This is a genomic window from Aeromonas bivalvium (genome assembly GCF_000819765.1).
GTDB classification, from domain to species: Bacteria; Pseudomonadota; Gammaproteobacteria; order Enterobacterales; family Aeromonadaceae; genus Aeromonas; species Aeromonas bivalvium.
Genome location: NZ_CDBT01000056.1, coordinates 45,696 through 67,608 on the forward strand (window position 1 = coordinate 45,696; position 21,913 = coordinate 67,608).

Below are 21,913 nucleotides of genomic sequence, written 5' to 3' on the forward strand. Positions count from 1 at the left end.
GCGCATCTGGTGGGCATTAAATAGTACGAACCGCTCAATTACTCTCTTACCCAGAACAACATATCGTCTTTGCTGACATGGGTTTGCGAAGGTAACTTCTGCCCTTTGCGCAGTTGCCATTGCTCATCGGTCAGGTTGCACCGCCAGTTACCGTCTTGCTCCACCACTGAGCCCGGCATGGCAATGGGGTGTTGAGCTACTTGCTGTGCCTGCCATTTTTCTGCAATGCCATTGGCTCTGGCGTAATCGACCAGATCCTTGGGGTAATAGCGCATCTCCCGATAACTGCTGTCATCCAATTCATATAGGACGGTGACAAGCGCCGTTTCAAATGCCCAATAGCCAAAATAGATAGCATGCTTTGCCTTGTGCCTGTCGTGCCAATAACACTGTGTGCACCCCTTGTACCATCCCTTGAGATATTGTTTGAGGCTTGCTTCTCGTTCGGCTTTGGTGGGAGTTACCCCATCACCTTTGATAGCATCGAACAAAGGGCGATAGACCTCGGGGATATAGGACTCCGGACCACGGGGAAAACCGGGATAGCCTAAGCGGGCCAACAAGATGCTCCACAGCGGATCATCGTCCCCCTCTGGATTTTTGCTGATATAGCGCACCAGCTCGGGCATCATCTCATCTTGGCCATAGAGGATGCTTAATGAGAACATCCAGAGCAGATATTGATAGGAATCTTGTTCCCAATAATAAAAAACACTATCTGAAAACTCTTTCTTATGACGCAACAGCTCTTTTTTTACTATCGATAGGCATGCATTTATATCTTCGTGTGACTTACCCCCAGAATAAAGAAGAATGGCATGTTCCAAGTTGTCCATAAACATACTTTCACTGGCCATGGAACGTGTAGGACGTCTATGTGGATCACTCCAGCGCTCATGTAAAGGATCGTTTATTTTAGCCCACCAACTTGGGTCAAAATATGATGATTCTTTATAATCCTCTATCTGCTCTAAAAAAAATGGCTCAGATAGTAGTGGATCTCTGCGCTGTTCAATAAATGAACTCATACTCTACTCCTACTTGATAGAAATCGTACCTACAGCATTGGCTGACTTATCCAGCTTGGTTATCTGTATCACTTTACCAGACTCATCAACAATCATTAACCAAGCATCATAACCTTCGTTTTTAAGGTCTTTTAATATTTTTTTGTCTGTTATTTCATCGGGTAATCGCTTATCGATCCACTGGCCGCTCATCTGCTTGCCAGAGCCCTTGGTCATCGACAACAGCTTGGTACTCTTGGTGCCATCCCCATCGATATATTCCCCCCCAGCCGTCCGAAACTTGGTTTCGGTCACCACATAGGGGGGCGGGGGTTCGGTGTTCTTGTAGATGCCATCGATACCCCGCCCTCTGGGCTTGTCGTTCAGGCTGCGAAGTTGGCGATGTTCTGGCAACAGATTCTCAAACTTGTGATTTGCCATCCAGTTGTCGCTGATGATCTCGCCATAAATCCCTTTCTTGGTGCGGCTCAGAATTTTGAGATCTACTTTTACGACATCATCCGGTAGTGGGTGGATCACAGTGCCACCGGGCACGGCCTTGTAGCTAGGGGCATGCTTGACTGCCTCTTTCTCCAATCCTTCGGCAATTTCGTCCAGGGATTTGAGGACGGGCCCCATGGCTGCAGGCAGCATCTGACCAGCTTGTGACTGCATCTGCAACACCATGCGCTGGGATTGCTCAAGCCAGATCCTGACTGAACCAGGAGCCAATCCCTTTATCTTGCCGCTCAGGCTGGTAAGCGAGCTGACGGCATCATCCAGATAGCCCAGCAGCGAATTTATTGCAATCTGCCCCTTCAGCCCTCGGATCTGAGCGGCAAACCCCTTTAGCACGGTATCTATGCGTGAGATACCCAGTATTTTCTTGACTTGGGGATCACTGAGAAACGTCAGCACAGGTGCCATCGCGGGTCTGATCGCCTTAGTGGCATCCCCACCTGCCTTGCGGACAAACAGGAAGATGATTTTCAACACACCTTTGAGCGCAGAGCCCAGCGACGGGATCAAGCCTATCAGGGTAAAGCAAAGGAAAATCCATTTCTCAGGCTGTTTGGGATCACGGGAAATATCCCGGGCATTGGCAATAAGATCCCGACAATCCAGCACTTGGTCGACCACGGGGATCAGACCCAGCACCGCATTGGCGGCAATTTGCCCCGCGCTTTGGTTGGGATTGAAATCCCCCTGAAGGGCTTCCCAAATCCATTGCAGGCTTGAGGCGACCCCCTTCTTTACGGCTTCGGCGCTTTGCCTGACATAGGCAGCTCCCCCGGAAACAGCTTGGTCCAGGTGGTCATAAAGCCACTCAAACAGATCGTTACCAAACATATCAGACCTCGTCGCTCAGACTATCGAGATGGCTAGCGAGGGCCGAGATGGGTTCACGAGGCAGATCGACAAAGTTGTCCTCCATGTCATAGGTCACGGATGCCGTACCGGCAGGCACCTCTTCGAGCAGTGCCATGCCTTCACCATCCAAGGTACCTTCCCGCACCGAGCCATCACTCAATATGGCTTTGTAGGGAGCGCCAGCCATCGGCATCAACTCGGAGTCGAGGTGATAAAACTTCATCCAGCGTTTGTGAGGGTGATCCAACATGCCCTCAATGCACTTGGGCATCTTGCCCGCCCAGCCCGAACCTGATCCGGGGCTGCCGCCAGCGTTGAGCTTGATGCCTGGGCCTGAGAGGGTGACGGCGCTGGGATCCACCTTGATGAAGCTGCCGCCTCCCTTGAGGGTGATTTCCGAGCCTGCCTCCAGCACCAGCTTGTCGCCCACCTTGATATGCACCTCGCTGCCCGCTTCCACCAGCAGCGACTGCCCCAGCTTCTGATGCAGGGAGCTATCCACGGTGAGGGAATAGTCCCCCTTGATCTGGTCCCGCTTCTCGCCATCGACGCTCAGGTGGTCGTTGGCCTTGATGCGGGTCACCCGCTCATTGTCGATATCCCGATGCTCGTCGTGCTTGATGTGCCAGGCCGCGTCGTTTTCGATGAGCAGGTTCAGGTCTTTCTGACCGTGGATGTAGATCTCCTCCTGGCCCGCCTGATCCTCGAAGCGCAGCTCGTTGAAGCCCTCCCCCTGGTGGGTCTCGGTACGCAGCACGGTGCGGGTCTTGTGGGCAGGCAGCTCGTAGGGCGGCCGGTTGGTGGCGTGATAGGTGCGGCCGGTGACGATGGGCTGAGCCGGGTCCCCTTCCAGGAAGCTGACGATCACCTCGTGACCGATGCGGGGGATGGCCATGATGCCGTACTGGCCGCCGGCCCAGCCCTGGCTCACCCGCACCCAGCAGGAGCTTTGGTCGTTGCTCGAGCCATAGCGGTCCCAGGGGAATTGCAGCTTGACCCGGCCGTGCTCGTCGCAATAGATCTCCTCCCCCTCGGGCCCCACCACGAAGGCGACCTGGGGGCCGTCCACCATGGGTTTGTGGGGAATGGCGGGGCGCCAGCTCTGCTGGGCCTTGACCACAGAGAAGTCGTTGCCAAGGGTGGTGGCGCCATCGCCCCCTTCCTCTTCCAGGGCCTGGGGCTGCTTGCCGATGTGGCGGACATGGACAATCTGCCAGTCGGTGTTGAGGCTGTCGTTGGGGTGCTCGCTCAGGGAGAAGCGCTGCCCCGGCAACAGGGCGGCGCAGTTGGACTGGCCCTGGCTCGTCATGGCGTCCTGGCGCAGGGCGTCGAGCCGGTACTGGCTGAAGGCTTTGCCGCTCGGGTCGGCTTTGAAGCGGCCCGGGTAGTCAAAATGCTGATAGCCATCCCTTTGATGGTCGAGGGCGCTGCCGACGGCATGATGGGAGAGGCCATAGGCCGGGGTCTTGAAGCTGTAGTCTTTCAGCTCCACATCGCTGGTGCGCACCGATTCGCGGTAGTGGAACTGGCGCACATAAGGGCCCTGCTCGAGAGAGCGGTTGCCGAGATTGAAGAAGAGCTCGGGGCCCGGGGTCAGGGCGGCGGCATCGTCGGCAAAGACGATGCGGTGCTTGCCCGCCTCGAACTCGTGAAAATAGAAGAGCCCCTCCTCGGCGGCGAGGCGCTCGACGAACTCGAGGTCGCTCTCCCGGTACTGGACGCAGTATTCCCGCTGGGGGTGGTCGTGTTTCAGGGCGAAGGCATAGTCGGTGATGCCGGCCTCTTGTAGCAATATGCTGATGATTTCTTCAGGTTTTTGCGCCTGGAAGATGCGGGCGTTGCGACGCAGGGAGAGGCGCCAGAGGGCGGGCCTGACGACGACCTGGTAGCGGGTGCGGCGAAAGCCGCTGTCCCCTTGCACCATGTCGCTGACCACGCCGCAGACCCGGCGCTGCAACTCGCCGTGGTACCAGACCAGCAGCTCGCAGGGCTGGTCGAGCACCTCGGCGAAGGGGATGTCGGCCTGGTGGCTGGCGAGGTCAATGGTCAGCGTGAAGGGGCCGCTCAGGCGCTCATCCAGGCTGAACCCGGCCACGGCGAAGGTGGTCTCGGGCAGGGTGCCCACCCGGGCGGTGAACTGTAATCCGGTCTGATTGGCCATCGGAACTTAGACTCCCGTTGTGTTTTCTAGTCGGGCCTGTGGCCAGGCCGGATGAGAAAACACAAAAGCCCCGGTGGACTCCCTTGCGGGAATGACCGGGGTAAATGCACAGATTTCAACATGAAATCCAACGCCTGTTGCCACGCAGGCAGAAAGGAAAGGCGGCCGACGAGATCAAGCCTCGATCGGTGCGCGCCAGTCGTCGGAACCGGAAGTCCCCGCCACAGTGTGCTCCCAGTCGATCTTGCGATAGGCCAGGGAGACCTGGATCAGCTGGGTGAAGTCAGCCTTGGCCGGATCCTGGCAGTGGGGCATCTGGCAGTCGATGTCGACGATGGTGGCGTCGGTCAGCACGGTGGAGAAGAAGTGCTCCTGCTTGCCTTCGACCGAGGTGCGGTACCACTTCAGGGTCACTTTCGGCAGCATCTCGCCGGAGGCGAGGGAGTTGTACATCAGCGGCACGGCCTTGTTCAGGGCCACGGTGAACTTGAACGGCTTGTGGACACGCTGGCCAGCGGGCTGACCGGATTGCGGATCGGTCGGCACGGTCACGATGTGCTGGAACTCTTGTACCAGCATCTCGTCTTCGTGACCCTGCACGAAGATGTTGCCGACGGAGTCGGAAGTGAAGGCACCGGCGGTGATGTTGCCCTGGGTTTTACCTTCGATGCTGATATAACACGGAGTTGGCATGAAAATGCTCCTTAACTGGGATGGTGATGATGTTCGCCATGAGATAGCAGGGAGCGTGCCAGAAATTAAATGCCATATTTTTCAGTTGGTTATATCAAGTAAGTATCAAGACTAGAGGTGAGTGAGCAATAAGTTGCGCGAGGCTGCGCCATTGTTCTGCGATAGACTGCATTCCTGGCATTTATTGCTATGTCATTGCGCAAGGACTTGCCTGGTTTGGAGGTATCTGCTGCCCTGATGCCGGGCGCAATAAAAACAGGCGATGAGTCGCTCATCGCCTGTCGGGAGTCTGGCCGGGCCTGACTTAGAAGTCGTAGCGGGCGGCCAGCTGGAAGTCGTCCTGGTTGGCGACGGCCTTGTTCGGCTGGCTGTCCAGGTTGTTGATGCGGTATTCGCCGATCACCCGGAAGTTGCTGTTGAACTTGTACTGGGCGCCCAGGGTGTAGTAGTCGATGGAGTCGACATCATCCTTGCCCTTCTGTTCGATCTCCTGCTTGTTCCACAGGGCCATCAGGCCGATGCCGTTGCTGAAGTTGTAGCCCAGGGCGGCTTCCCAACCCGTGTGATCCTTGTCGGTCCCCAGGAAGTCGCTGCCGTCGGCATAGCTCAGGGCGGCGTAGATGGCCTTGTCGTCATACTTGGCGGAGATGAGCCACAGCTTGGCGTCCTTCTCGCCATCCTGCTGACGCAGGCCGACGTTGTAGGCGGTACCGAGAGAGAGATTGAACGGGAAGGTGTAGGCGACGGCGGCGCCATAGGCCGGATCGCTGTCCTTGCTGCCCTCGTCTTCGGTGTCGCCACCATCGAACTTGTAGCTGGTATCGATCTGGAAGCCGTTGAACAGGCCCGAGTATTTCAGCACGGAACCGGCGCGGTTGGTGGCGAAGGTGTCGGTCTTGGCGCCCAGCGCCTCGTTGCCGTAGCCATCGGAGAGGGAGACATCGGTCCAGTCAGCCAGGAAGCCCGGGGCCCCTTTCTGGCGGCCGAAGGTGACATTGCCCCAGTCGGCGCCCACCCCGGCGAAGGCCAGGCGGGTACGCATGTTGTCCGAGTTGTCGCTGATGGTCTTCTCGCTGTCGTTGACGTACAGCTGCAGCTCGTACTGGGCCAGTGCCTTGAGGTTGCTGTTGATCTGGCTGTCGACCTTGGCACCGAAGCGGACGAACTGGTTCGCCCCCTGCTTGCCGCTGTAGTCGTTCTTGATGTCACCGTTGTCATCCAGCTCCTTCTTGTCACCGAAGAAGTGGCCGGCATAGATGCGGCCGTAGAGGTCGAGCTTGGTGGTGTCATTCTTGAAAACTTCGACGGCCTGGGCCTGGAAGGCGGCGGTCATTGCCAGCGCTACTACTGTCAGCTTTTTCATCTTAATCCCTTGTGTTGCAAGCTTTTGCTGTAAAAGACGGGGGCTATGCTAGGGAGGCTGGATGACGGCTGCGTGACTGAAAAATGAAGTCTAAATGGTGGTTGCGTGTCGGTTTCGTGACAAGGAAAAGGGGCGGTTATGGCGGGTCGGGCGGTAAAAATACGGCAACCGCGCAGTTTTGCGCGCAAAGGTTTGCCCTTGTGGTAGAATGCCGCCCGTTTTTCGAGCTCCAATAGGTTGGATTAGCGATGAGACGTGAACTGGCAATCGAATTTTCCCGAGTGACGGAAGCGGCTGCACTGGCTGGCTACAAGTGGCTCGGACGTGGTGACAAGAATATCGCCGATGGTGCGGCCGTGGCGGCCATGCGTCATATCCTCAACCAGATCGATATCAATGGCGAGATAGTGATCGGCGAGGGTGAGATCGACGAAGCTCCCATGCTCTACATCGGCGAGCAGGTGGGCACAGGCCAAGGGGATGCGGTAGACATCGCCGTCGACCCCATCGAGGGAACCCGCATGACGGCCATGGGCCAGTCCAATGCCCTGGCCGTGCTGGCCGTCGGCGACAAGGGTTCCTTCCTCAAGGCCCCCGACATGTACATGGAAAAGCTGATCGTGGGTCCCAAGGCCAAGGGCGTGATCGACCTGAGCCTGGGGCTGGAGCTGAACCTCAAGGCCGTGGCCAAGGCGCTGGGCAAACCGCTCTCCCGCCTGACCGTCATCACCCTGGCCAAGCCGCGTCACGACAAGGCAATCAAGGAGATGCAGGGGCTGGGGGTGCGGGTGTTCGCCATTCCCGACGGTGACGTCGCCGCCTCCATCCTCACCTGTCTGCCGGACAGCGAAGTCGACATGCTCTATGGCATCGGCGGCGCACCGGAAGGGGTCATCTCGGCGGCGGTGATCCGCGCCCTGGACGGCGACATGCAGGCTCGCCTCATGCCCCGTCATCAGGTCAAGGGCGACGATGCCAATGCCCGCGCCCTGGGGGAGCAGGAGATAGCCCGTTGCACCGAGCTGGGTATCGATGTCACCAAGGTGCTCAAGCTGGAAGACTTGGCCAAGAACGACAACGTCATCTTCTCGGCGACCGGCATCACCAAGGGGGATCTGCTGGAAGGCATCAGCAGCGATGGCGTCATGGCGACCACAGAGACCCTGCTGATCCGCGGCAAGTCCCGTACCATTCGTCGCATCAAGTCCATCCATTACCTGGATCGCAAGGACGAGGTCATTCGCGACATCATCCTCTGAGTCCCTGATTGACGCGTACGAGAGACAAGCCCGGCCCTGTGCCGGGCTTGTTGTTGTCAGGGGACTCTGCTGGGGTCATCCAGGCTCCGGTGCGCGAGGTCAGGCCATGGCTGGCTTCATATGGGGGCGGCTGCGCGTGATAATTTGCCTGGTGACGAGGGCGCCGCCGAGATAGTGGTAAGCCGTTGCCGGGCGCTGGGGTAGACTGGGCCTCCCCCTTGAATGGACCTCGTCATGGAATGTCGTTCCGGCTGCGCAGCCTGCTGCATCGCCCCCAGTATCAGCAGTGCCATCCCCGGCATGCCCCAGGGCAAGCCCGCCGGTGTGCCCTGTGTTCAACTCGACGAGCGGCTGGGCTGTCGCCTGTTCGGCCTGCCGGAGCGCCCGGCCGTGTGCAGCGGTTTTCGCCCCATGGTGGATGTGTGCGGTAGCCACAGAGGGGAGGCCATCTGGCTGCTCGGCGAGTGGGAGCGACTGACCTCCTGAGGGCGCCATTGCCCCGCCTCTGCACCGACTCCCTACAAAAGAGGCCGCAATCGCGGCCTCTTTTGGTGTTGACTGGTAACTAGATACCGGCGAGTTGCAGTGCCTGGCGATAGTACTCGTTGGCCTTGTTGGTGAGGCGGCGTTTGTCCATCAGCTGGCCCATGGCGTGGCAGAGGGCGGCGCTCGGCGCCTTGGCGAGCTCCAGTTCCAGCAGCTGCTGGGCCTGATCCAGCTGGCCGGCCAGCAGGCAAATCCGGGCGAGGGCCGCCTGGGCGCCGGGTTTGTCCTGCATCTTGCCAAGCAGGGTCAGCAGGGGCTGATAGTCATCCAGGCGCAGTCGGGGCAGCTCGGCCAGCAGCTCGGGGTGAGCCTCCTTGCGCAGGGCGTCGAGCCAGAGCTGGGCGGCGGCCTGATCCCCTTGCAGGGCCTGCAATTGGCGACCATAGCCGAGCAGCAGCTCGGGATCCTGACGCAGCTTCTTGGGCATGGCCTGCCAGATGGCGGCCAGCTTGTCGGCGTCGCCCGCACCTTGTTGCAGGCGGCCGATCCAGGCCTGACGGGTCAGCGCTTCCTCCTCCTTGGGAGTGAGCCTGCCGACCTTGTGCAGTATGGGGATCAGCTCCAGCAGGGCCGGCCAGTCCTGGCGGGCGAGCTGCACCTGGCGCAGCTGATCCAGCACCATGGGGTGGCGGGGATTGAGGGCTCGCAGGGATTCCAGGGTGGCGAGGGCGCTCTCGTACTGGCCCTGCTCTATCTGCAGCTGGGTCTGGGTCAGGGTCAGGGCCAGCTCGGCCTTGGGGTGTTCCTCCTGGGCCTGTTGCAGGTAGTGATCCCGGCGACTCTCATCCCCCCTGGCCTGGGCCGCCTTGGCGGCGGAGAGGTAGTTGAGCAGGGGTGTTTCACTGTTGCGTGCCCCCTTTACCATGAGCTTCTCCGCCTGGCCATACTGGCCCTCGGCGAAGGCCAGGGTCGCGGCCACCGTCTGCTGGTTGGCCTTGCGGCGTCGACGGGAGCCATACCAGCCGAGGGTTCTGCGGCGCAGCCCGAATACCCGCGCCAGCAGCCACTCCACGGCCAGCAGCAGGCCGTAAAACAGGATGGCGAGGATGACGGCGCTGGTCACGGAGGATTCCACCGTGTAGTTGCCAAGGGAGATCATCACATAACCCTTGTTGCCCGACGCCTCGGGGCCGAAGGCCAGGCCCGCCACCATGACGGCAACCAGAATAATCAAACGGATCATGGGGCTCTCCTCAGTTACCGGTCGCGATGCGTTGCAGGCGCTCGGTCAGGACCTGCTCGAGCAGGGCCTGGGAGCTGAACTTGTCCGGGTAGTCGAACTGGATCTGCTCGCCCTTGAGCTTGTCGAGCTCGCCCAGCAGGTAGCGGGTCGCGCTGTTGTCGGTGTCGAAGTACTGGCCGAGCCAGCGCTGCGCCTTGTCGATGCTGTCTTCATAGAGCCCCTGCTGCTCGCGGTAGACGGCGAGCTGGGCCTGCAGCAGCTTGGTCTTGAGGTTCTCGCGCAGGTAGATCTCCTGCTGGGGCGAGATGAGCGCCTCGACCGCGCCATCCCGGCGGCGAATGGTGATGAAGTTCTCGGTGAATTTGACCCAGTTCTTCTTCAGGTTGCTCTCCCACTCGTCCGGATTGCTGCTGACCGCCTGACTCTGCTGCTCCTGGGCGGCGGGCATGGTGACGTTGGAGAGGGGCAGGAGTTCGATCTGGTCTTCGAGGGCGGCCAGCTTGAGGGTCAGCCCTTCACGATCGATGCGCGGCATCGCCTTGAGCCGGGTAATGTCCTCGGCCAGGGACTTGCGAATGGGCATCAGGCTGGGATCATTGAGGGCCTTGATACGCTCGTCGGCGTTGCCGAGCAGAGTGATGGCGGAGACGAGATCGTGCTCCAGCCAGAGCTTGCGGCCCGCCATGCGCACCAGATACTCGGATTCGGCCAGCATCCAGTCATTGGGACGCTTGTCGTTGAGGTCCAGCACCCGGTTCTGCAAGCCCTTGAACTCCTCTTGCAGGGTCTGCTGCTGCTTGCCTAGTTCACCGAGCAGGGCGCGCTCTTCGCCACCATTGTCGGCGAGGCGATCGCTGACCTGGGTCAGTTGCTGCTTGAGCTGGGCAAGCTCGGCCTGCTGCGCCAGGGCGCCCTGATGGCCGTGATAGTAGAGCCCCCCGGTCAGCCCCAGGGCGATCAGGATGGCAAGCCCCCCCATGAGCACACCGGCGCGGCCTTTGCTCTGGGCCGGTTGCTGTGGCTGAGCTGCGGCCTGGCTGGCGTGAGTGGTCTGGCTGGTGGCCTCCTGGCCTGGCGCGGTGCTCGTTTGCACGTCTTGTTGTTCTGTCATCGCATCTTCCTCTGTTCCAGGGCGGCCAGCAGGGCCGGATTGGCTGCCCCCTGGGCAATCGTGATATGGAGAAAACCCAACCCTTCGGCCATCTCGGCTACTCGGGAACTGGGGACCACCAACTGGCAGCCGTGCAGCCAGGGGTGGCGATCATCCGGTACCAGCGTCTGTAGACGCTGCAACAACTCCCCGCTGGTGACGAGCAGGCTGTCGACCCCGGCCTGTTGCCATTCCCTGGCCAAGGCCGCGCCATCCTGTTCGGGGTAGTGGCGTTCATAGGTGCAACAATAGTGCACCAGAGCCCCCCTCGAGGCCAGCGTTTGGGCGATGAGGTCCCGGCCGCCGTTGCCGCGTAAGATGAGCACGTTTTTGCCTGCCACCCCTTGCAGGGCGGGCAGGGCCAGCAGGCCTTCGCTGCGGGGATCGGCCGGGCAGAGGGCCTTGATGCCGCGTTCGGCGAAGGCCGCCGCGCTGGCGTCTCCCACCGCAAGGTAGTCAATACTTGGCCAGGTCTGACCAGTTTGCAACAGAAAATGATCAGCAAAAATAACGGCATGGACGCTGACGGCGATGACGATATCCGCCTGCGCCAGCAGGGAGGGCAGCCGTTCTAGCTCGCTGCCCGGGGCCAGGGTGAGCAGGGTACAGGGGTGGGGGTCGTGGCCGTGGCGGCGCAGCAAGCGTACCAGCTCCACGCCTTGCCCGGCGGGCCTGACCACCAGGGGCTTCACCGGGAGATCCCCCCCTTGCAGAGGCCGCCCGGCGCCATCATGACTGATAGACCTCGGCGAGTATCTGGTCGGCACCGGCGGCGAGCAGGCGTTCGGCCAGCTGCAGGCCCAGGGCCTCGCCCTGGGCGAGGGGGCCGCGGATCTCGTCGCGCAGCACCCGGCTGCCATCCGGCTGACCCACCAGGCCACGCAGCCAGATCTCGTCCCCTTGCACCAGGGCGTAGGCACCGATCGGTACCTGACATCCCCCTTGCAGGGCGCGGTTCATGGCGCGCTCGGTCAACACCCTGGCCCGGGTCTCGGCGTGTTCCAGCGGCGCCAGCAGGGCGTGCAGCTCGTGGTCGTCGTCGCGACACTCGATGCCGATCGCCCCCTGGCCATTGGCGGGCAGGCTCTGCTCGGGCTCGATGAAGGCGCGGATCCGCTCCGCCATCTCCAGGCGCAGCAGGCCGGCCGCCGCCAGTATGATGGCGTCATAATTGCCGGCATCGAGCTTGGCGAGGCGGGTGTTTACGTTGCCACGCAGGTCGCGTATCACCAGATCCGGGCGGGCGGCGCGCAACTGGCACTGGCGGCGCAGGCTGGAGGTGCCGACCACGGCCCCCTGGGGCAGGTCGGCCACGTTGGCGAAGCGGTTGGAGACGAAGGCATCGCGGGGGTCTTCCCGTTCGCAGATGGTTCTCAGCCCCAATCCAGCCGGAAACTCAACCGGCACGTCTTTCATGGAGTGAACGGCGATATCTGCCCGTCCTTCCAGCATGGCGGTTTCCAACTCTTTGACGAACAACCCTTTTCCGCCGACTTTGGCCAGAGGTGTATCCAAAATCTTGTCACCCTGGGTGCTCATGGGCAGCAGCTCGACGACGAGCTGTGGGTGCAGGGCCTCGAGCCGCTCTTTGACGAAGTTGGCCTGCCACAGGGCCAGTGGGCTCTTGCGTGTGGCGATTCTCAGGGTTCGGGCTGCCATATCAATCAGTTGTTTCATATTTAGAAGGGAAATGATCTTACCACCCTTTACAGGGGCTTTCATGGCATGGGCCGCAAAACCGGGATCCTGGCGAAAAATGAAGGGAAGAAAAGGATTTTCATTCCGCGAAAGTTGAATGTTAACTGAATGATTTAAAACATATTATTTGTTTTCTTCTGATACTGTTAAGCCGACTGTCACAAATAATCCTGCTATTCGCTGTGGGCTTGTTTACCACCGCAGTTTGCATTGTTAACATGATCACACTTTTTTGACGTTTCACCGTTTTGGTGCGTCAATTGCAACCCCCATATAGGCAGGTCATTGCTGGCACAACTCGATGTGCTCGTGTCGCGTTATGACGAGATCAATCGTCTCAAGACGCAGCGGGCGCTAGGTCTCATGAGTCGCTACGGGCAGCAGGTATTCCAACTGCTGCCCGTCATGCTGCACTTCAATCATCCCCTCCTGCCCGGGTATGTGGCCGGGGATGTGCCCCATGGGATCTGGAGTTTCAAGGCCGATGAGGTGCAGCAGGCCTTCATCGAAGATCTGTGTCAGAACGCCAATTGTCAGGGGGGGCTGGCAACCACGGATCGGGCTATTCAGGGGCTCTACTCCATGGGGAGCACCTCCTCCATCGGTCAGTGCTGCCACTCGGATCTCGACATCTGGGTCTGCCATGTGGCCGGTCTCTCGCCGGAGCGGCTGGCCCTGCTGGATCAGAAGTGCCAGCAGCTCTCGAAGTGGGCCGAGCAGCGGGGGGTGGACCTCAACTTCTTCCTCATTCCCGAAGACAAGTTCCGCCAGCACAACGATGCCCAGATGCAGGGGGAGAGCTGCGGCAGTGCCCAGCACCTGCTGCTGCTCGACGAGTTCTACCGCAGTGCCATGCACATCGCGGGCAAGCGGCTGCTGTGGTACCTGGTGCCCCGCGCATACGATGACCATTACGACGACTATGTGGCCAGCCTGTTTGCGAGCGGCCAGCTCAGTCAGGATGACTGGCTCGATCTGGGCAGCTTCAACCGCATTCCGGCGGAAGAGTATTTCGGCTCTGCCCTCTGGCAGCTCTACAAGGGCATCGACTCCCCCTACAAGGCGGTGCTCAAATCTGTGCTGATGGAGGCCTACTCCCACGAGTACCCCAACACCCGGCTGCTTTCCTTCATCAGCCGTGACTGGTTCCAGCAGCATGAGGGCATGAGCTTTCGCCAGGACAACTACTGTCTGATGCTGGACAAGGTGACCAACTACCTCAAGTCCATCGGCGACATGGCGCGGCTGGATCTGGTGCGCCGCTGTTTCTACCTCAAGGTGTGCGATGGCCTGAGTCACCCCAACCAGGAGGGGTCGCCCCGGTGGCGGCGGGAACAGCTGGAGCAGCTGGTCGCCTACTGGGGCTGGAGCCCGGCGCGGCTCCATCATCTGGATCATCGACTGGAGTGGAAGGTGGAGCAGGTCAAGGTGGCCTATGCGGAGCTGCTCGAGGCCCTGATGCAGAGCTATCGCAACCTGATCCAGTTCGCCCGGCGCAACAACATCAGCGAGTCCATCAACCCGGAAGACATCGGCATACTGTCGCGCAAGCTCTATGCCGCATTCGAGAGCCTGCCGGGCAAGGTGCAGCGCATCAACCTCAAGATTGCGCCGGATCTGAGCGAGCCGGATCTCAGCCTGGTGCAGGTGCCTCACGGGCGGCTCAATCGCGCCGGCTGGTACCTCTACAAGCAGTCCCTGGAGCCGGCGGACATCATAGGGCGGGCGCCGCTCGAACATAACAGTTACATCAGCAAGCTGGTGGCCTGGGCCTATTTCAACGATCTGCTCACGGCCCAGTCCCGGGTGCACCTGTTCAACCAGGGTTCGGATCTGCATATCGACAACCTGCATCAGTTCTGTCGCGATCTGGCCGGCTGCTTCCCGGTCAAGTATCCCCGCGCCACCAATCTGGCCCTGAGCCGCCCCTGCGAGATCCGCCAGCTCTCCATTTACCTCAACCTGGAGGTGGATCCCACCAGTCACTGGGTCGGTCAGGTGATCGAGTTCGATGCCAACAGCGCGGACGTCTTCTCGTTTGGTCGCAATCTGGAGTGTCTGGTGGGGTCGGTGGATCTGGTCTACCGCAACTCCTGGAGCGAGATCCGCACCCTGCATTTTCGCGGTGACGAGGCCGTGGTCGATGCCCTCACCACCATACTCGGCAAGATGCACCAGGATGCGGCGGCCCCCGAGACCATCGCCGTCTTCTGCTACAGCCAGCATTTCCGCTCCCTGGTGCGCTCCCGCTTCCAGCAGCTGGTGGCCGAGTGCATCGAGCTGCGTCTGGCCCGGGACAAGCAGCAGCTGGTCAAGACGCTGGTCCTCGGCAAGGAGAAGTACGGCATCTTCTTCGAGCGGCGCGGGGTCTCGGTCAAGAAGCTGGAGAACGCCATCGACTTCTACCGGCACATCTCCCACAACAAGCTGGATCACCTGCCGCTGCGCCTCGACAAGACCCACAGCCAGCACCTGCCCGGCATCGTCGATGCCTATGCCAGCGAGGGGTTGGTGCAGTTCTTCTTCGATACCCGCAATGCGGGCACCAATATCTATATCCTGGACGAGGCGAACCGGGTGGAGATCTACCAGCACTTCGCCGGCAACAAGGATGAGCTGGTGACCGGGGTCAACCGCTTCTACACCTCGAGCCACGAGCGATTCGGTGACGATGGTCAGCCCGTCAACTTCAACCTGCCCCAGTACTACGAGATAGTGGAGAAGGGGGAGGCGCTGGAGGTGATCCCCTATCGCAGCCAGGGGCTGGGCCGCGAGCCCCAGAGCCCGGCGCGGGAAGTGGGCTGAGCCAGCCGCCATGATATGAAGAGGGCCTGCAATGCAGGCCCTCTCATTTTTGCGGGTGTCCTGGTTTAGGGCTGGAGGCGCGCCAGCAGCCAGGTGCGGATATCCCCCAGCTGGGGCCGGCAGATCTCGTGGCGCATCGGGTATTCGTGCCACGCGAGGGTCAGGCCTGCCGCCTCCAGCCGCTGCCTGGCATCCCACCCCATGGAGAGGGGCACCACGTCGTCATAGATGCCGTGCATGTAGCAGATGGGCAGGGCGCGGGCGGCCTCGCTCATCTCCTCGACCAGTTGCTCGGGTGCCGCCAGATAGGTGGACATGCAGAGCAGGCCCGCCAGTGGCGCCGGATGGCGCAGGGCGGTGAACGAGGCGATCACGCCCCCCTGGGAGAAGCCGGCCAGGACTATGTTGCCCGGGGCAAAGCCTTCGGCCACCAGCTGACTCAGCAGGGTGGCGATACGATCGGCGGACTCGCGGACATGGGCTTCCACGGCGCGATCCGCCGGGTCGTCGAAGCTTCTGATGTCGTACCAGCCGCGCATCTTGTAGCCCATGTTGATGGTGATGGGGCGCTCGGGGGCATCGGGCAGCAGGTGGCGGACGGGCAGGTCGGCGGGCAAGGCCAGCGCTTCCACCAGGGGCGCCAGCCCGGCGCCGGAATCTCCCAGGCCATGGAGCCAGATCACGGCATGGCGGGCGCCAGCGGGATGGATGTCAATCATGGAAAGCGCACGTCCTCGCCGGACTGCTGGGTGCAGGCGCGCGCGAGCAGGGCCTTGAGCTCGTGGCCGAAGCGGTTGTCTATCCAGGTGTCTCCCTGCAGCTCGAAGTGGAAGCCGTTCTCCCGGGTGGCGACCCAGATCTGGTGCAGGGGTTCCTGCTTGTTGAGGATGACCTTGGTCTTGTTCTCGAACACCAGGGTCAGCACGCCGCCCGCCCGCTCACAATCGATATCCGGGTAGTTCGCGTCGATGCGGTCTTCCACAGACTGGAAAAAGGTGTCTACCAGGGCGTGATACTCGTGATCCTTCATCGGTTTATCCTGTTGCTTTTAACAATGTGAGTGCGATTATAGAGGGCCAAAAAATTTTTCGCAGCGAACCATTATGATTACTCAACTCGTCCGGTGCCTGTCTGCCGCGCTTCTCGCTCTCGCCCTGGTCGCCTGTGGCCTGAAAGGTCCTCTCTATATGCCGCCTGCCGAGCAGCCGCAGAATCAAGAGGCCCAGCCAGCCCAGGCGCCGACCGACCCATCGGATGGCCAGCAGAGTGCTCCCCAGACCCCGGCCGAGTCGACCCCAGAGGCTGCGCCGCACTCGTCATAATTTGGAAGGAACCGCCCCTTGGATCACTTTAACTACAATGCCGCCGGTCAGCTGCAGGCCGAACAGACCTCGTTGCAGCAACTGGCCGAGCAGCACGGCACCCCGCTCTACGTCTACTCCCGCGCGACTCTGGAGCGCCACTGGCATGCCTTCGATCAGGCGGCGGGGGACATACCCCACCTGGTCTGCTATGCGGTCAAGGCCAACTCCAACATCGCCATCCTGAATCTGCTGGCTCGCCTGGGCTCGGGCTTTGACATCGTCTCTGGCGGCGAGCTGTCGCGGGTACTGGCGGCGGGCGGGGATCCGGCCAAGGTGGTCTTCTCCGGCGTGGCCAAGAGCGAGGCCGAGATGCGCCTCGCGCTGGAGAAAGAGATCCTCTGCTTCAACCTGGAGTCCGAAGCCGAGCTGGAGCGCCTCAACCGGGTCGCTGCCAGCATGGGCAAGGTGGCCCCCATCTCGGTGCGGGTCAACCCGGACATAGATGCCGGTACCCACCCCTACATCTCAACCGGCCTCAAACAGAACAAATTCGGCATCCCCATCGAGCAGGCTCCCGCCATCTATCGCAAGGCGGCCGCCATGGCCAACATCGCCATCAAGGGGGTGGATTGCCATATCGGTTCTCAACTGACTGAATTGAATCCCTTTATGGAGGCGGCGGACAAGCTGCTGCGGCTCATCGACGAGCTGGCCGGTGAAGGCATCCATATCCATCACCTGGACGTGGGCGGTGGTCTCGGGGTCAACTATGGCGCCGAGCAGCCGCCGCACCCGACCGAATACGCCGAGGCGCTCAAGGCCAAGCTGGCGGGTCGCGATCTGACCCTGCTGTTCGAGCCGGGGCGTGCCATCGTCGCCAACGCCGGCGTGCTGCTGACCCGGGTCGAATACCTCAAGCCTGGCGAGACCCGCAACTTCGCGCTGATCGACGCCGGCATGAACGACCTGCTGCGCCCCTCCCTCTATGGCGCCTGGATGAACATCATAGAGGTGGACAGCCAGACCGATCATGCGCCGGCGCTGTACGACGTGGTGGGCCCGGTGTGCGAGACCGGCGACTTCCTCGGCAAGGAGCGCACCCTGGCGATTGCCGAGGGCTCATTGCTGGCGGTGCGTTCCGCCGGTGCCTACGGCTTTACCATGGCATCGAACTACAACACCCGTCCCCGCGCTGCCGAGGTGCTGGTGGACGGCGACCAGGGGTTCCTCATTCGCGAGCGTGAGCCGCTGGCCTCGCTCTGGCAGGGTGAACACCTGCTGCCGTGATCCGGGCAGGGGCGCGCGGGAGGGCGACTCCGGCGCCCCCTGCATTGCACGCGCGATCAAGGTACTGGCACGCGGGATCTTGATTGATTTTTCCAGGATGAATGGGGCCTCGAATAGCGCCTTCATGGTGGTGAACGACCTTTATTGCGGCCTGAACAGCGCAGGGAAAAAAGATGTTGATTGAATTTTCCAAGATGCATGGCCTGGGAAACGACTTCATGGTGGTGGATGGCGTCACCCAGAAGGTGTTCTTCAGCAACGACGTCATCAAGAAGCTGGCGGATCGCCATTTCGGGATAGGTTTCGACCAGCTGCTGCTGGTGGAGCCGCCCTATGATCCCGAGCTCGATTTTCATTACCGTATCTTCAATGCCGATGGCAGCGAGGTGGAGCAGTGCGGCAATGGCGCCCGCTGTTTCGCCCGCTTCGTGCGGCTCAAGGGGCTGGTCAACCGGGATCGCATCGCGGTGAGCACGGCGCGCGGTCGCATCGTGCTGCAGCTGGAGGGGGAGAACCAGGTCACGGTCAACATGGGAGTGCCCCAGTTCGAACCGGGCAAGATCCCGTTTCGCGCCCAGAAGGCGGAGAAAACCTACCTGTTGCGGGCTCAGGAGCACACCGTCATGTGCGGCGCCGTCTCCATGGGCAATCCCCACTGCGTCATCGAGGTGCCCTCGGTGGATGATGCCCCGGTCGAGACCCTTGGCCCCATCATGGAGCGCCACGAGCGTTTCCCCGAGCGGGTCAACGTCGGTTTCATGGAGTTGGTCGATGCCACCCAGATCCGGCTGAGGGTGTTCGAGCGCGGGGTGGGCGAGACCCTGGCCTGCGGCACCGGGGCCTGCGCCGCCGCGGTGATCGGCATGAGCCAGGGCAAGCTCAAGGAACGGGTGACCGTCTCCCTGCCCGGCGGCAAGCTGACCATCGCCTGGAAGGGTCCCGGTCAGCCGGTCTACATGACGGGCCCCGCCGAGCATGTGTTCGACGGCCAGATAGAGCTGTGAGGATCGGCGGCCCGGGCCGCCGTTCTTCTGCCCGGTGGGGGAGCCTGTGCCCCCATCTGCAAACGCGACTGTATTTGACGCCCCGATAGGGTTCTAATAGGGGGCCTGGACCACAGGGTCCCCTGTGTCGGCACATCTGGCGCCCACAGGACCATCAAGACGGGATTGAACAAGCATGAGTGAAGCGAAACGGCAGGAGCATGAGGTCGATGAGGCCGAGGTGCTGGCGTACCTGGCCCGTTACCCCGAATTTTTCCAACAACACGCGAGCCTGCTGGATCGGGTGCGCATCCCCCATGAGCGCAGGGGCAGCGTCTCCCTGGTCGAGCGCCAGCTCGAGCGCCAGCGTGACCGCATCGAGCGGCTGGAGCTGGAGATCACCGAGCTGATGAGCCTGGCCAGCGAGAACGAGAGGATCTTTCGCGTCTACGCGGATCTCTATGGCGACATCCATGGTTGCCAGACCCTGAGCGAGCTGGTGAACGCCATGCAGCAGGCCTTCGTCGAGCGGCTGCGGCTGTCCGGGCTGCGGCTCTGGCTCAATCCCAGGCAGTGTCAGCCGGGGGAGGAGGGGGCGCGTTTCCTTGCGACGGGCAAGGGGATGGAGCAGCTGATGGGCCAGCGTCTGCCCGGCCAGGGCTTCTACTTCGGTCGCCTCAATCAGAGCGAACAGCAGCTGCTGTTCGGCCAGGGAGTGCTGGTGGGCTCGGTGGCGCTGATGCGTCTGGGCGATCTGGGCCTGCTGGCCTTCGCCAGCCCGGATCCCGGTCACTTCACCCCCCACAACGACCCTCTGCTGCTCGGCCAGCTCGGCCGCCTGCTGCAGCTGCGGTTGCCGGCCTTGATCCGTGACGGCCAGCGCTGACGGGCTCGCCGGCCTGCCTCCCGCGTTGGCGCAGGATCTCGGCGATTTCATCGAATACCTGAGGGTGGAGCGCCAGCTGAGCGCCCATACCCGCAACCACTATCTGGCCCACCTCATCGCCATGACGGGTCAGCTGGTGGCGCTGGGACTGAGCCACTGGCCCGGGCTCGAGGCGAGCCAGGTGCGCAGCCTGATGAGCCGGATGCACAAGGGAGGACTGGCGCCCCGTTCGCTCGCCACCAAGCTTTCAGCCCTGCGCAGCTTCTGTGATTGGCAGGTGCGCCAGGGGCGACTGGTGGCGAACCCGGCGCGGGGCATCAGCACCCCCAAGCAGGGGCGCCCCCTGCCCAAGAATCTGGATGTGGACGAGATGTATCAGCTGCTCAACATCAGCGACGAGCAGGATCCGCTGGCGGTGCGGGATCGCGCCATCATGGAGCTGATGTACTCCTCCGGTCTGCGCCTCGCCGAGCTGGTGGGGCTGGATCTGACCGATCTGCGGCTGGACGATCGCCAGCTGAGGGTGGTGGGCAAGGGCTCGCGGGAGCGGGTGCTCCCCATAGGACGCATGGCGCTGGAGTGGCTGCACAAGTGGCTGGCCCTGCGCCCGGCCCTGGCCCCGGCCGAGGAGCCTGCCCTCTTCGTCTCCAGGCAGAGGCGGCGTCTCTCGGCCCGTTCGGTGCAGATGCGCCTCGATGGCTGGGGCGGCAAGCAGGCCCTCAACGCCCATGTGCATCCCCACAAGCTCAGACACAGCTTCGCGACCCATATGCTGGAGTCGTCGGGGGATCTGCGGGCGGTGCAGGAGCTGCTCGGCCACGCCAATCTCTCCACCACCCAGATCTACACCCACCTCGACTTTCAGCACCTTGCCAAGGTCTATGATGGGGCCCACCCCAGGGCCAGGCGCCATGGTGGCGACAAGGACGACGAACAGGAGTGAGCATGGTTTTTTTCCGCCGCTGGCAGCCGGTCAAGGCGCTTTCCTTCGATCTCGATGACACCCTCTATGACAACGGTCCCCACATAGCGCGCGCCGAGGCCTGGATGCTGGCCCATCTGCGCAGCGAATACCTGGCGGGGGCCATGCTGGATGCCGAGCGCTGGCACGCCTGCAAGCGCCAGGTGCTGCTGGAGGATCCCGCCCTGCATCATGATGTCAGCCTGGCTCGCAGGGTCAGCCTGGGGCGGGCACTGCGGGAAGGCGGCATGGATGGCGCCTCGGCCGAGCGTGCCGCCGCCGAGGTGTTTGCCGGCTTCCTGGCCGAGCGTTCCGCCATAGCGGTACCCGCCGGCACCCATACCCTGCTGGCGGCCCTGGCCCGGCGCTACCCTCTGGTGGCCATCACCAATGGCAACCTGGATCTGGCCCGGGCCGGGCTCGACGGCTATTTTCACGCCGTGTACAAGGCGGGCGCCGGCACCCTGATGAAGCCGGCCCCCGACATGTTCGTGGCGGCGGCCCGGGATCTCGGGCTGGCTCCCGCCGAGATATTGCACGTGGGAGACCATGAGCGCAGCGACGTGCTGGGGGCCCGCCGGCAGGGCTATCGCGTCGCCTGGCTCAATGACGGCCAGGGTGACTGGCGCCGCCTCAGCCAGCTGCCGGATCTCATGTTGAGCAGGCTTGAAGAGCTGGGCCCCCTGCTGCTTGGCCATGAGTGGGCGCCATCATGAGGCCGCAGATGCGCCGCGGCGGTGCCGCCACCTTGCTGCCCCGGCCGGACAGGAGGGAGAGATGCCGCGCCTGAGTCGTTACTGTCTGTTGGGATGCCTGGGTCTGCTGGCAGGCTGCGATCTGCTGACCGACCACTATCGGGTCGAATTCGGGGATGGATCCTGGCGCGAAATAGCCATCACCCCCTTCTCCGATGAGGCTCGCTGGCGTGAGGGCTGCGCCACGGGGGAGATACTGACCGACCTCGTCCTGCCCCTCAAGCGCGGCAAGGAGGAGGAGGGCAGGCGGCCCCTGCTCATTGGCGGCGAGCGGTTCGAGCTCGACGACAACAACCTCTATCGCAGCAACGGCATGGTCTTTGGCCACTCTCCCGACCATATCCAGCGGGGGCTCAAGGGGCTGGATGCCTGCCGCGGCCTGCGACCGGTGCGCGGCGGCCTGCCCAAGCTCAAGGCCAGGGGCTTTGGCGAGTGAGACCAGGGCCCATGAGGCAACAGCCAGACAGACACAGAGGGGCCCGCGGGCCCCTCTGTGGATCT

At 62.0% G+C, this 21,913-nt stretch carries 21 protein-coding genes; 10 read left to right on the top strand and 11 right to left on the bottom strand.

Translation table 11 applies throughout. The features are described 5' to 3' along the window. Nucleotides 1-38 precede the first annotated feature (38 nt). The 5 genes from BN1119_RS16590 to BN1119_RS16610 form a co-directional block, all read right to left on the bottom strand. Nucleotides 39-1,028: a PoNi-like cognate immunity protein gene (locus BN1119_RS16590; RefSeq protein WP_084205528.1), complete on the bottom strand. Its 990-nt coding sequence runs from the start codon at nt 1,026-1,028 to the stop codon at nt 39-41. A gap of 9 nt (nt 1,029-1,037) precedes the next feature. Then, nucleotides 1,038-2,357, bottom strand: coding sequence for a hypothetical protein (locus BN1119_RS16595; RefSeq protein WP_042000609.1), 1,320 nt, complete (start codon nt 2,355-2,357; stop codon nt 1,038-1,040). 1 nt (nt 2,358) lies between these two features. Then, nucleotides 2,359-4,539: a type VI secretion system Vgr family protein gene (gene tssI, locus BN1119_RS16600; protein ID WP_042000612.1), complete on the bottom strand. Its 2,181-nt coding sequence runs from the start codon at nt 4,537-4,539 to the stop codon at nt 2,359-2,361. Between the two features lie 174 nt (nt 4,540-4,713). Beyond that, complete coding sequence (gene hcp1 / locus BN1119_RS16605) at nt 4,714-5,232, bottom strand: type VI secretion system effector Hcp1 (protein ID WP_042000615.1); 519 nt, start codon at nt 5,230-5,232, stop codon at nt 4,714-4,716. Nucleotides 5,233-5,536: 304 nt separating this feature from the next. Further along, entirely contained in the window at nt 5,537-6,595 is a 1,059-nt protein-coding gene (locus BN1119_RS16610; protein ID WP_042000617.1) for a porin, read from the bottom strand. A gap of 248 nt (nt 6,596-6,843) precedes the next feature. Between BN1119_RS16610 and glpX the strand changes: the two genes are divergently transcribed. Both glpX and BN1119_RS16620 read left to right on the top strand, forming a co-directional pair. Continuing rightward, nucleotides 6,844-7,854: a class II fructose-bisphosphatase gene (gene glpX / locus BN1119_RS16615; RefSeq protein WP_042000620.1), complete on the top strand. Its 1,011-nt coding sequence runs from the start codon at nt 6,844-6,846 to the stop codon at nt 7,852-7,854. Between the two features lie 234 nt (nt 7,855-8,088). Next, a complete protein-coding gene (locus tag BN1119_RS16620) occupies nt 8,089-8,340 on the top strand; it encodes a YkgJ family cysteine cluster protein (RefSeq protein WP_042000623.1) in 252 nt (83 codons plus the stop codon). Between the two features lie 79 nt (nt 8,341-8,419). Here BN1119_RS16620 and BN1119_RS16625 read toward each other — a convergent pair whose 3' ends face one another. Genes BN1119_RS16625 through hemC form a run of 4 tightly spaced genes read right to left on the bottom strand, consistent with a single transcriptional unit; the run spans nt 8,420 to nt 12,392 of the window. After that, nucleotides 8,420-9,583, bottom strand: a complete 1,164-nt coding sequence (locus BN1119_RS16625; protein ID WP_042000626.1) for a heme biosynthesis HemY N-terminal domain-containing protein — start codon at nt 9,581-9,583, stop codon at nt 8,420-8,422. 10 nt (nt 9,584-9,593) lie between these two features. Next, nucleotides 9,594-10,694 carry a uroporphyrinogen-III C-methyltransferase gene (locus tag BN1119_RS16630; RefSeq protein ID WP_042000629.1) on the bottom strand — a complete coding sequence of 367 codons (1,101 nt, stop codon included), beginning with the start codon at nt 10,692-10,694 and terminating at the stop codon, nt 9,594-9,596. Beyond that, the gene (locus BN1119_RS16635; protein WP_042000632.1) at nt 10,691-11,425 is read right to left on the bottom strand and encodes a uroporphyrinogen-III synthase; all 735 of its coding nucleotides are present in this window, start codon (nt 11,423-11,425) and stop codon (nt 10,691-10,693) included. The genes BN1119_RS16630 and BN1119_RS16635 overlap by 4 nt, the downstream gene beginning before the upstream one ends. Nucleotides 11,426-11,462: 37 nt before the next feature. After that, nucleotides 11,463-12,392 carry a hydroxymethylbilane synthase gene (gene hemC, locus BN1119_RS16640; protein WP_157438679.1) on the bottom strand — a complete coding sequence of 310 codons (930 nt, stop codon included), beginning with the start codon at nt 12,390-12,392 and terminating at the stop codon, nt 11,463-11,465. Nucleotides 12,393-12,716: 324 nt separating this feature from the next. Between hemC and BN1119_RS16645 the strand changes: the two genes are divergently transcribed. Next, nucleotides 12,717-15,236 (top strand): class I adenylate cyclase, encoded by a 2,520-nt coding sequence (locus tag BN1119_RS16645; RefSeq protein WP_042000638.1) that lies wholly within the window; start codon nt 12,717-12,719, stop codon nt 15,234-15,236. Between the two features lie 65 nt (nt 15,237-15,301). Here BN1119_RS16645 and BN1119_RS16650 read toward each other — a convergent pair whose 3' ends face one another. Beyond that, the gene (locus tag BN1119_RS16650; protein ID WP_042000641.1) at nt 15,302-15,955 is read right to left on the bottom strand and encodes an alpha/beta hydrolase; all 654 of its coding nucleotides are present in this window, start codon (nt 15,953-15,955) and stop codon (nt 15,302-15,304) included. Further along, a complete protein-coding gene (gene cyaY / locus BN1119_RS16655) occupies nt 15,952-16,266 on the bottom strand; it encodes an iron donor protein CyaY (RefSeq protein ID WP_042000644.1) in 315 nt (104 codons plus the stop codon). The genes BN1119_RS16650 and cyaY overlap by 4 nt, the downstream gene beginning before the upstream one ends. A gap of 73 nt (nt 16,267-16,339) precedes the next feature. Between cyaY and lptM the strand changes: the two genes are divergently transcribed. The 7 genes from lptM (at nt 16,340) to BN1119_RS16690 (ending at nt 21,848) form a co-directional block, all read left to right on the top strand. Next, the gene (gene lptM, locus BN1119_RS16660) at nt 16,340-16,558 is read left to right on the top strand and encodes an LPS translocon maturation chaperone LptM (RefSeq protein ID WP_042000647.1); all 219 of its coding nucleotides are present in this window, start codon (nt 16,340-16,342) and stop codon (nt 16,556-16,558) included. An 18-nt stretch (nt 16,559-16,576) separates the two neighbouring features. Beyond that, nucleotides 16,577-17,827 carry a diaminopimelate decarboxylase gene (gene lysA / locus BN1119_RS16665; protein ID WP_042000651.1) on the top strand — a complete coding sequence of 417 codons (1,251 nt, stop codon included), beginning with the start codon at nt 16,577-16,579 and terminating at the stop codon, nt 17,825-17,827. Nucleotides 17,828-18,000: 173 nt separating this feature from the next. Next, nucleotides 18,001-18,831: a diaminopimelate epimerase gene (dapF, locus tag BN1119_RS16670; protein WP_042000656.1), complete on the top strand. Its 831-nt coding sequence runs from the start codon at nt 18,001-18,003 to the stop codon at nt 18,829-18,831. 175 nt (nt 18,832-19,006) lie between these two features. Next, nucleotides 19,007-19,696, top strand: coding sequence for a DUF484 family protein (locus BN1119_RS16675; RefSeq protein ID WP_042000659.1), 690 nt, complete (start codon nt 19,007-19,009; stop codon nt 19,694-19,696). Further along, on the top strand, nt 19,680-20,639 hold the full coding sequence (xerC, locus tag BN1119_RS16680; protein ID WP_042000662.1) for a tyrosine recombinase XerC: 960 nt from the start codon (nt 19,680-19,682) through the stop codon (nt 20,637-20,639). Before BN1119_RS16675 ends, xerC begins: the two co-directional genes overlap by 17 nt. 2 nt (nt 20,640-20,641) lie before the next feature. Next, nucleotides 20,642-21,373 (top strand): HAD-IA family hydrolase, encoded by a 732-nt coding sequence (locus BN1119_RS16685; RefSeq protein WP_042000666.1) that lies wholly within the window; start codon nt 20,642-20,644, stop codon nt 21,371-21,373. A gap of 61 nt (nt 21,374-21,434) precedes the next feature. Continuing rightward, nucleotides 21,435-21,848 (top strand): hypothetical protein, encoded by a 414-nt coding sequence (locus BN1119_RS16690; protein ID WP_042000669.1) that lies wholly within the window; start codon nt 21,435-21,437, stop codon nt 21,846-21,848. Nucleotides 21,849-21,913 lie beyond the last annotated feature (65 nt).

What these genes read in the sequence shown, in the direction of transcription:
- cyaY (WP_042000644.1), bottom strand. Translation starts at nt 16,266, where the DNA reads ATGAAGGATCACGAGTATCACGCCCTGGTAGACACCTTTTTCCAGTCT.
- BN1119_RS16650 (WP_042000641.1), bottom strand. Translation starts at nt 15,955, where the DNA reads ATGATTGACATCCATCCCGCTGGCGCCCGCCATGCCGTGATCTGGCTC.
- glpX (WP_042000620.1), top strand. Translation starts at nt 6,844, where the DNA reads ATGAGACGTGAACTGGCAATCGAATTTTCCCGAGTGACGGAAGCGGCT.
- dapF (WP_042000656.1), top strand. Translation starts at nt 18,001, where the DNA reads ATGTTGATTGAATTTTCCAAGATGCATGGCCTGGGAAACGACTTCATG.
- BN1119_RS16625 (WP_042000626.1), bottom strand. Translation starts at nt 9,583, where the DNA reads ATGATCCGTTTGATTATTCTGGTTGCCGTCATGGTGGCGGGCCTGGCC.
- hemC (WP_157438679.1), bottom strand. Translation starts at nt 12,392, where the DNA reads ATGGCAGCCCGAACCCTGAGAATCGCCACACGCAAGAGCCCACTGGCC.
- BN1119_RS16620 (WP_042000623.1), top strand. Translation starts at nt 8,089, where the DNA reads ATGGAATGTCGTTCCGGCTGCGCAGCCTGCTGCATCGCCCCCAGTATC.
- lptM (WP_042000647.1), top strand. Translation starts at nt 16,340, where the DNA reads ATGATTACTCAACTCGTCCGGTGCCTGTCTGCCGCGCTTCTCGCTCTC.
- BN1119_RS16675 (WP_042000659.1), top strand. Translation starts at nt 19,007, where the DNA reads ATGAGTGAAGCGAAACGGCAGGAGCATGAGGTCGATGAGGCCGAGGTG.
- BN1119_RS16590 (WP_084205528.1), bottom strand. Translation starts at nt 1,028, where the DNA reads ATGAGTTCATTTATTGAACAGCGCAGAGATCCACTACTATCTGAGCCA.
- BN1119_RS16595 (WP_042000609.1), bottom strand. Translation starts at nt 2,357, where the DNA reads ATGTTTGGTAACGATCTGTTTGAGTGGCTTTATGACCACCTGGACCAA.
- BN1119_RS16630 (WP_042000629.1), bottom strand. Translation starts at nt 10,694, where the DNA reads ATGACAGAACAACAAGACGTGCAAACGAGCACCGCGCCAGGCCAGGAG.
- BN1119_RS16610 (WP_042000617.1), bottom strand. Translation starts at nt 6,595, where the DNA reads ATGAAAAAGCTGACAGTAGTAGCGCTGGCAATGACCGCCGCCTTCCAG.
- BN1119_RS16690 (WP_042000669.1), top strand. Translation starts at nt 21,435, where the DNA reads ATGCCGCGCCTGAGTCGTTACTGTCTGTTGGGATGCCTGGGTCTGCTG.
- tssI (WP_042000612.1), bottom strand. Translation starts at nt 4,539, where the DNA reads ATGGCCAATCAGACCGGATTACAGTTCACCGCCCGGGTGGGCACCCTG.
- BN1119_RS16685 (WP_042000666.1), top strand. Translation starts at nt 20,642, where the DNA reads ATGGTTTTTTTCCGCCGCTGGCAGCCGGTCAAGGCGCTTTCCTTCGAT.
- hcp1 (WP_042000615.1), bottom strand. Translation starts at nt 5,232, where the DNA reads ATGCCAACTCCGTGTTATATCAGCATCGAAGGTAAAACCCAGGGCAAC.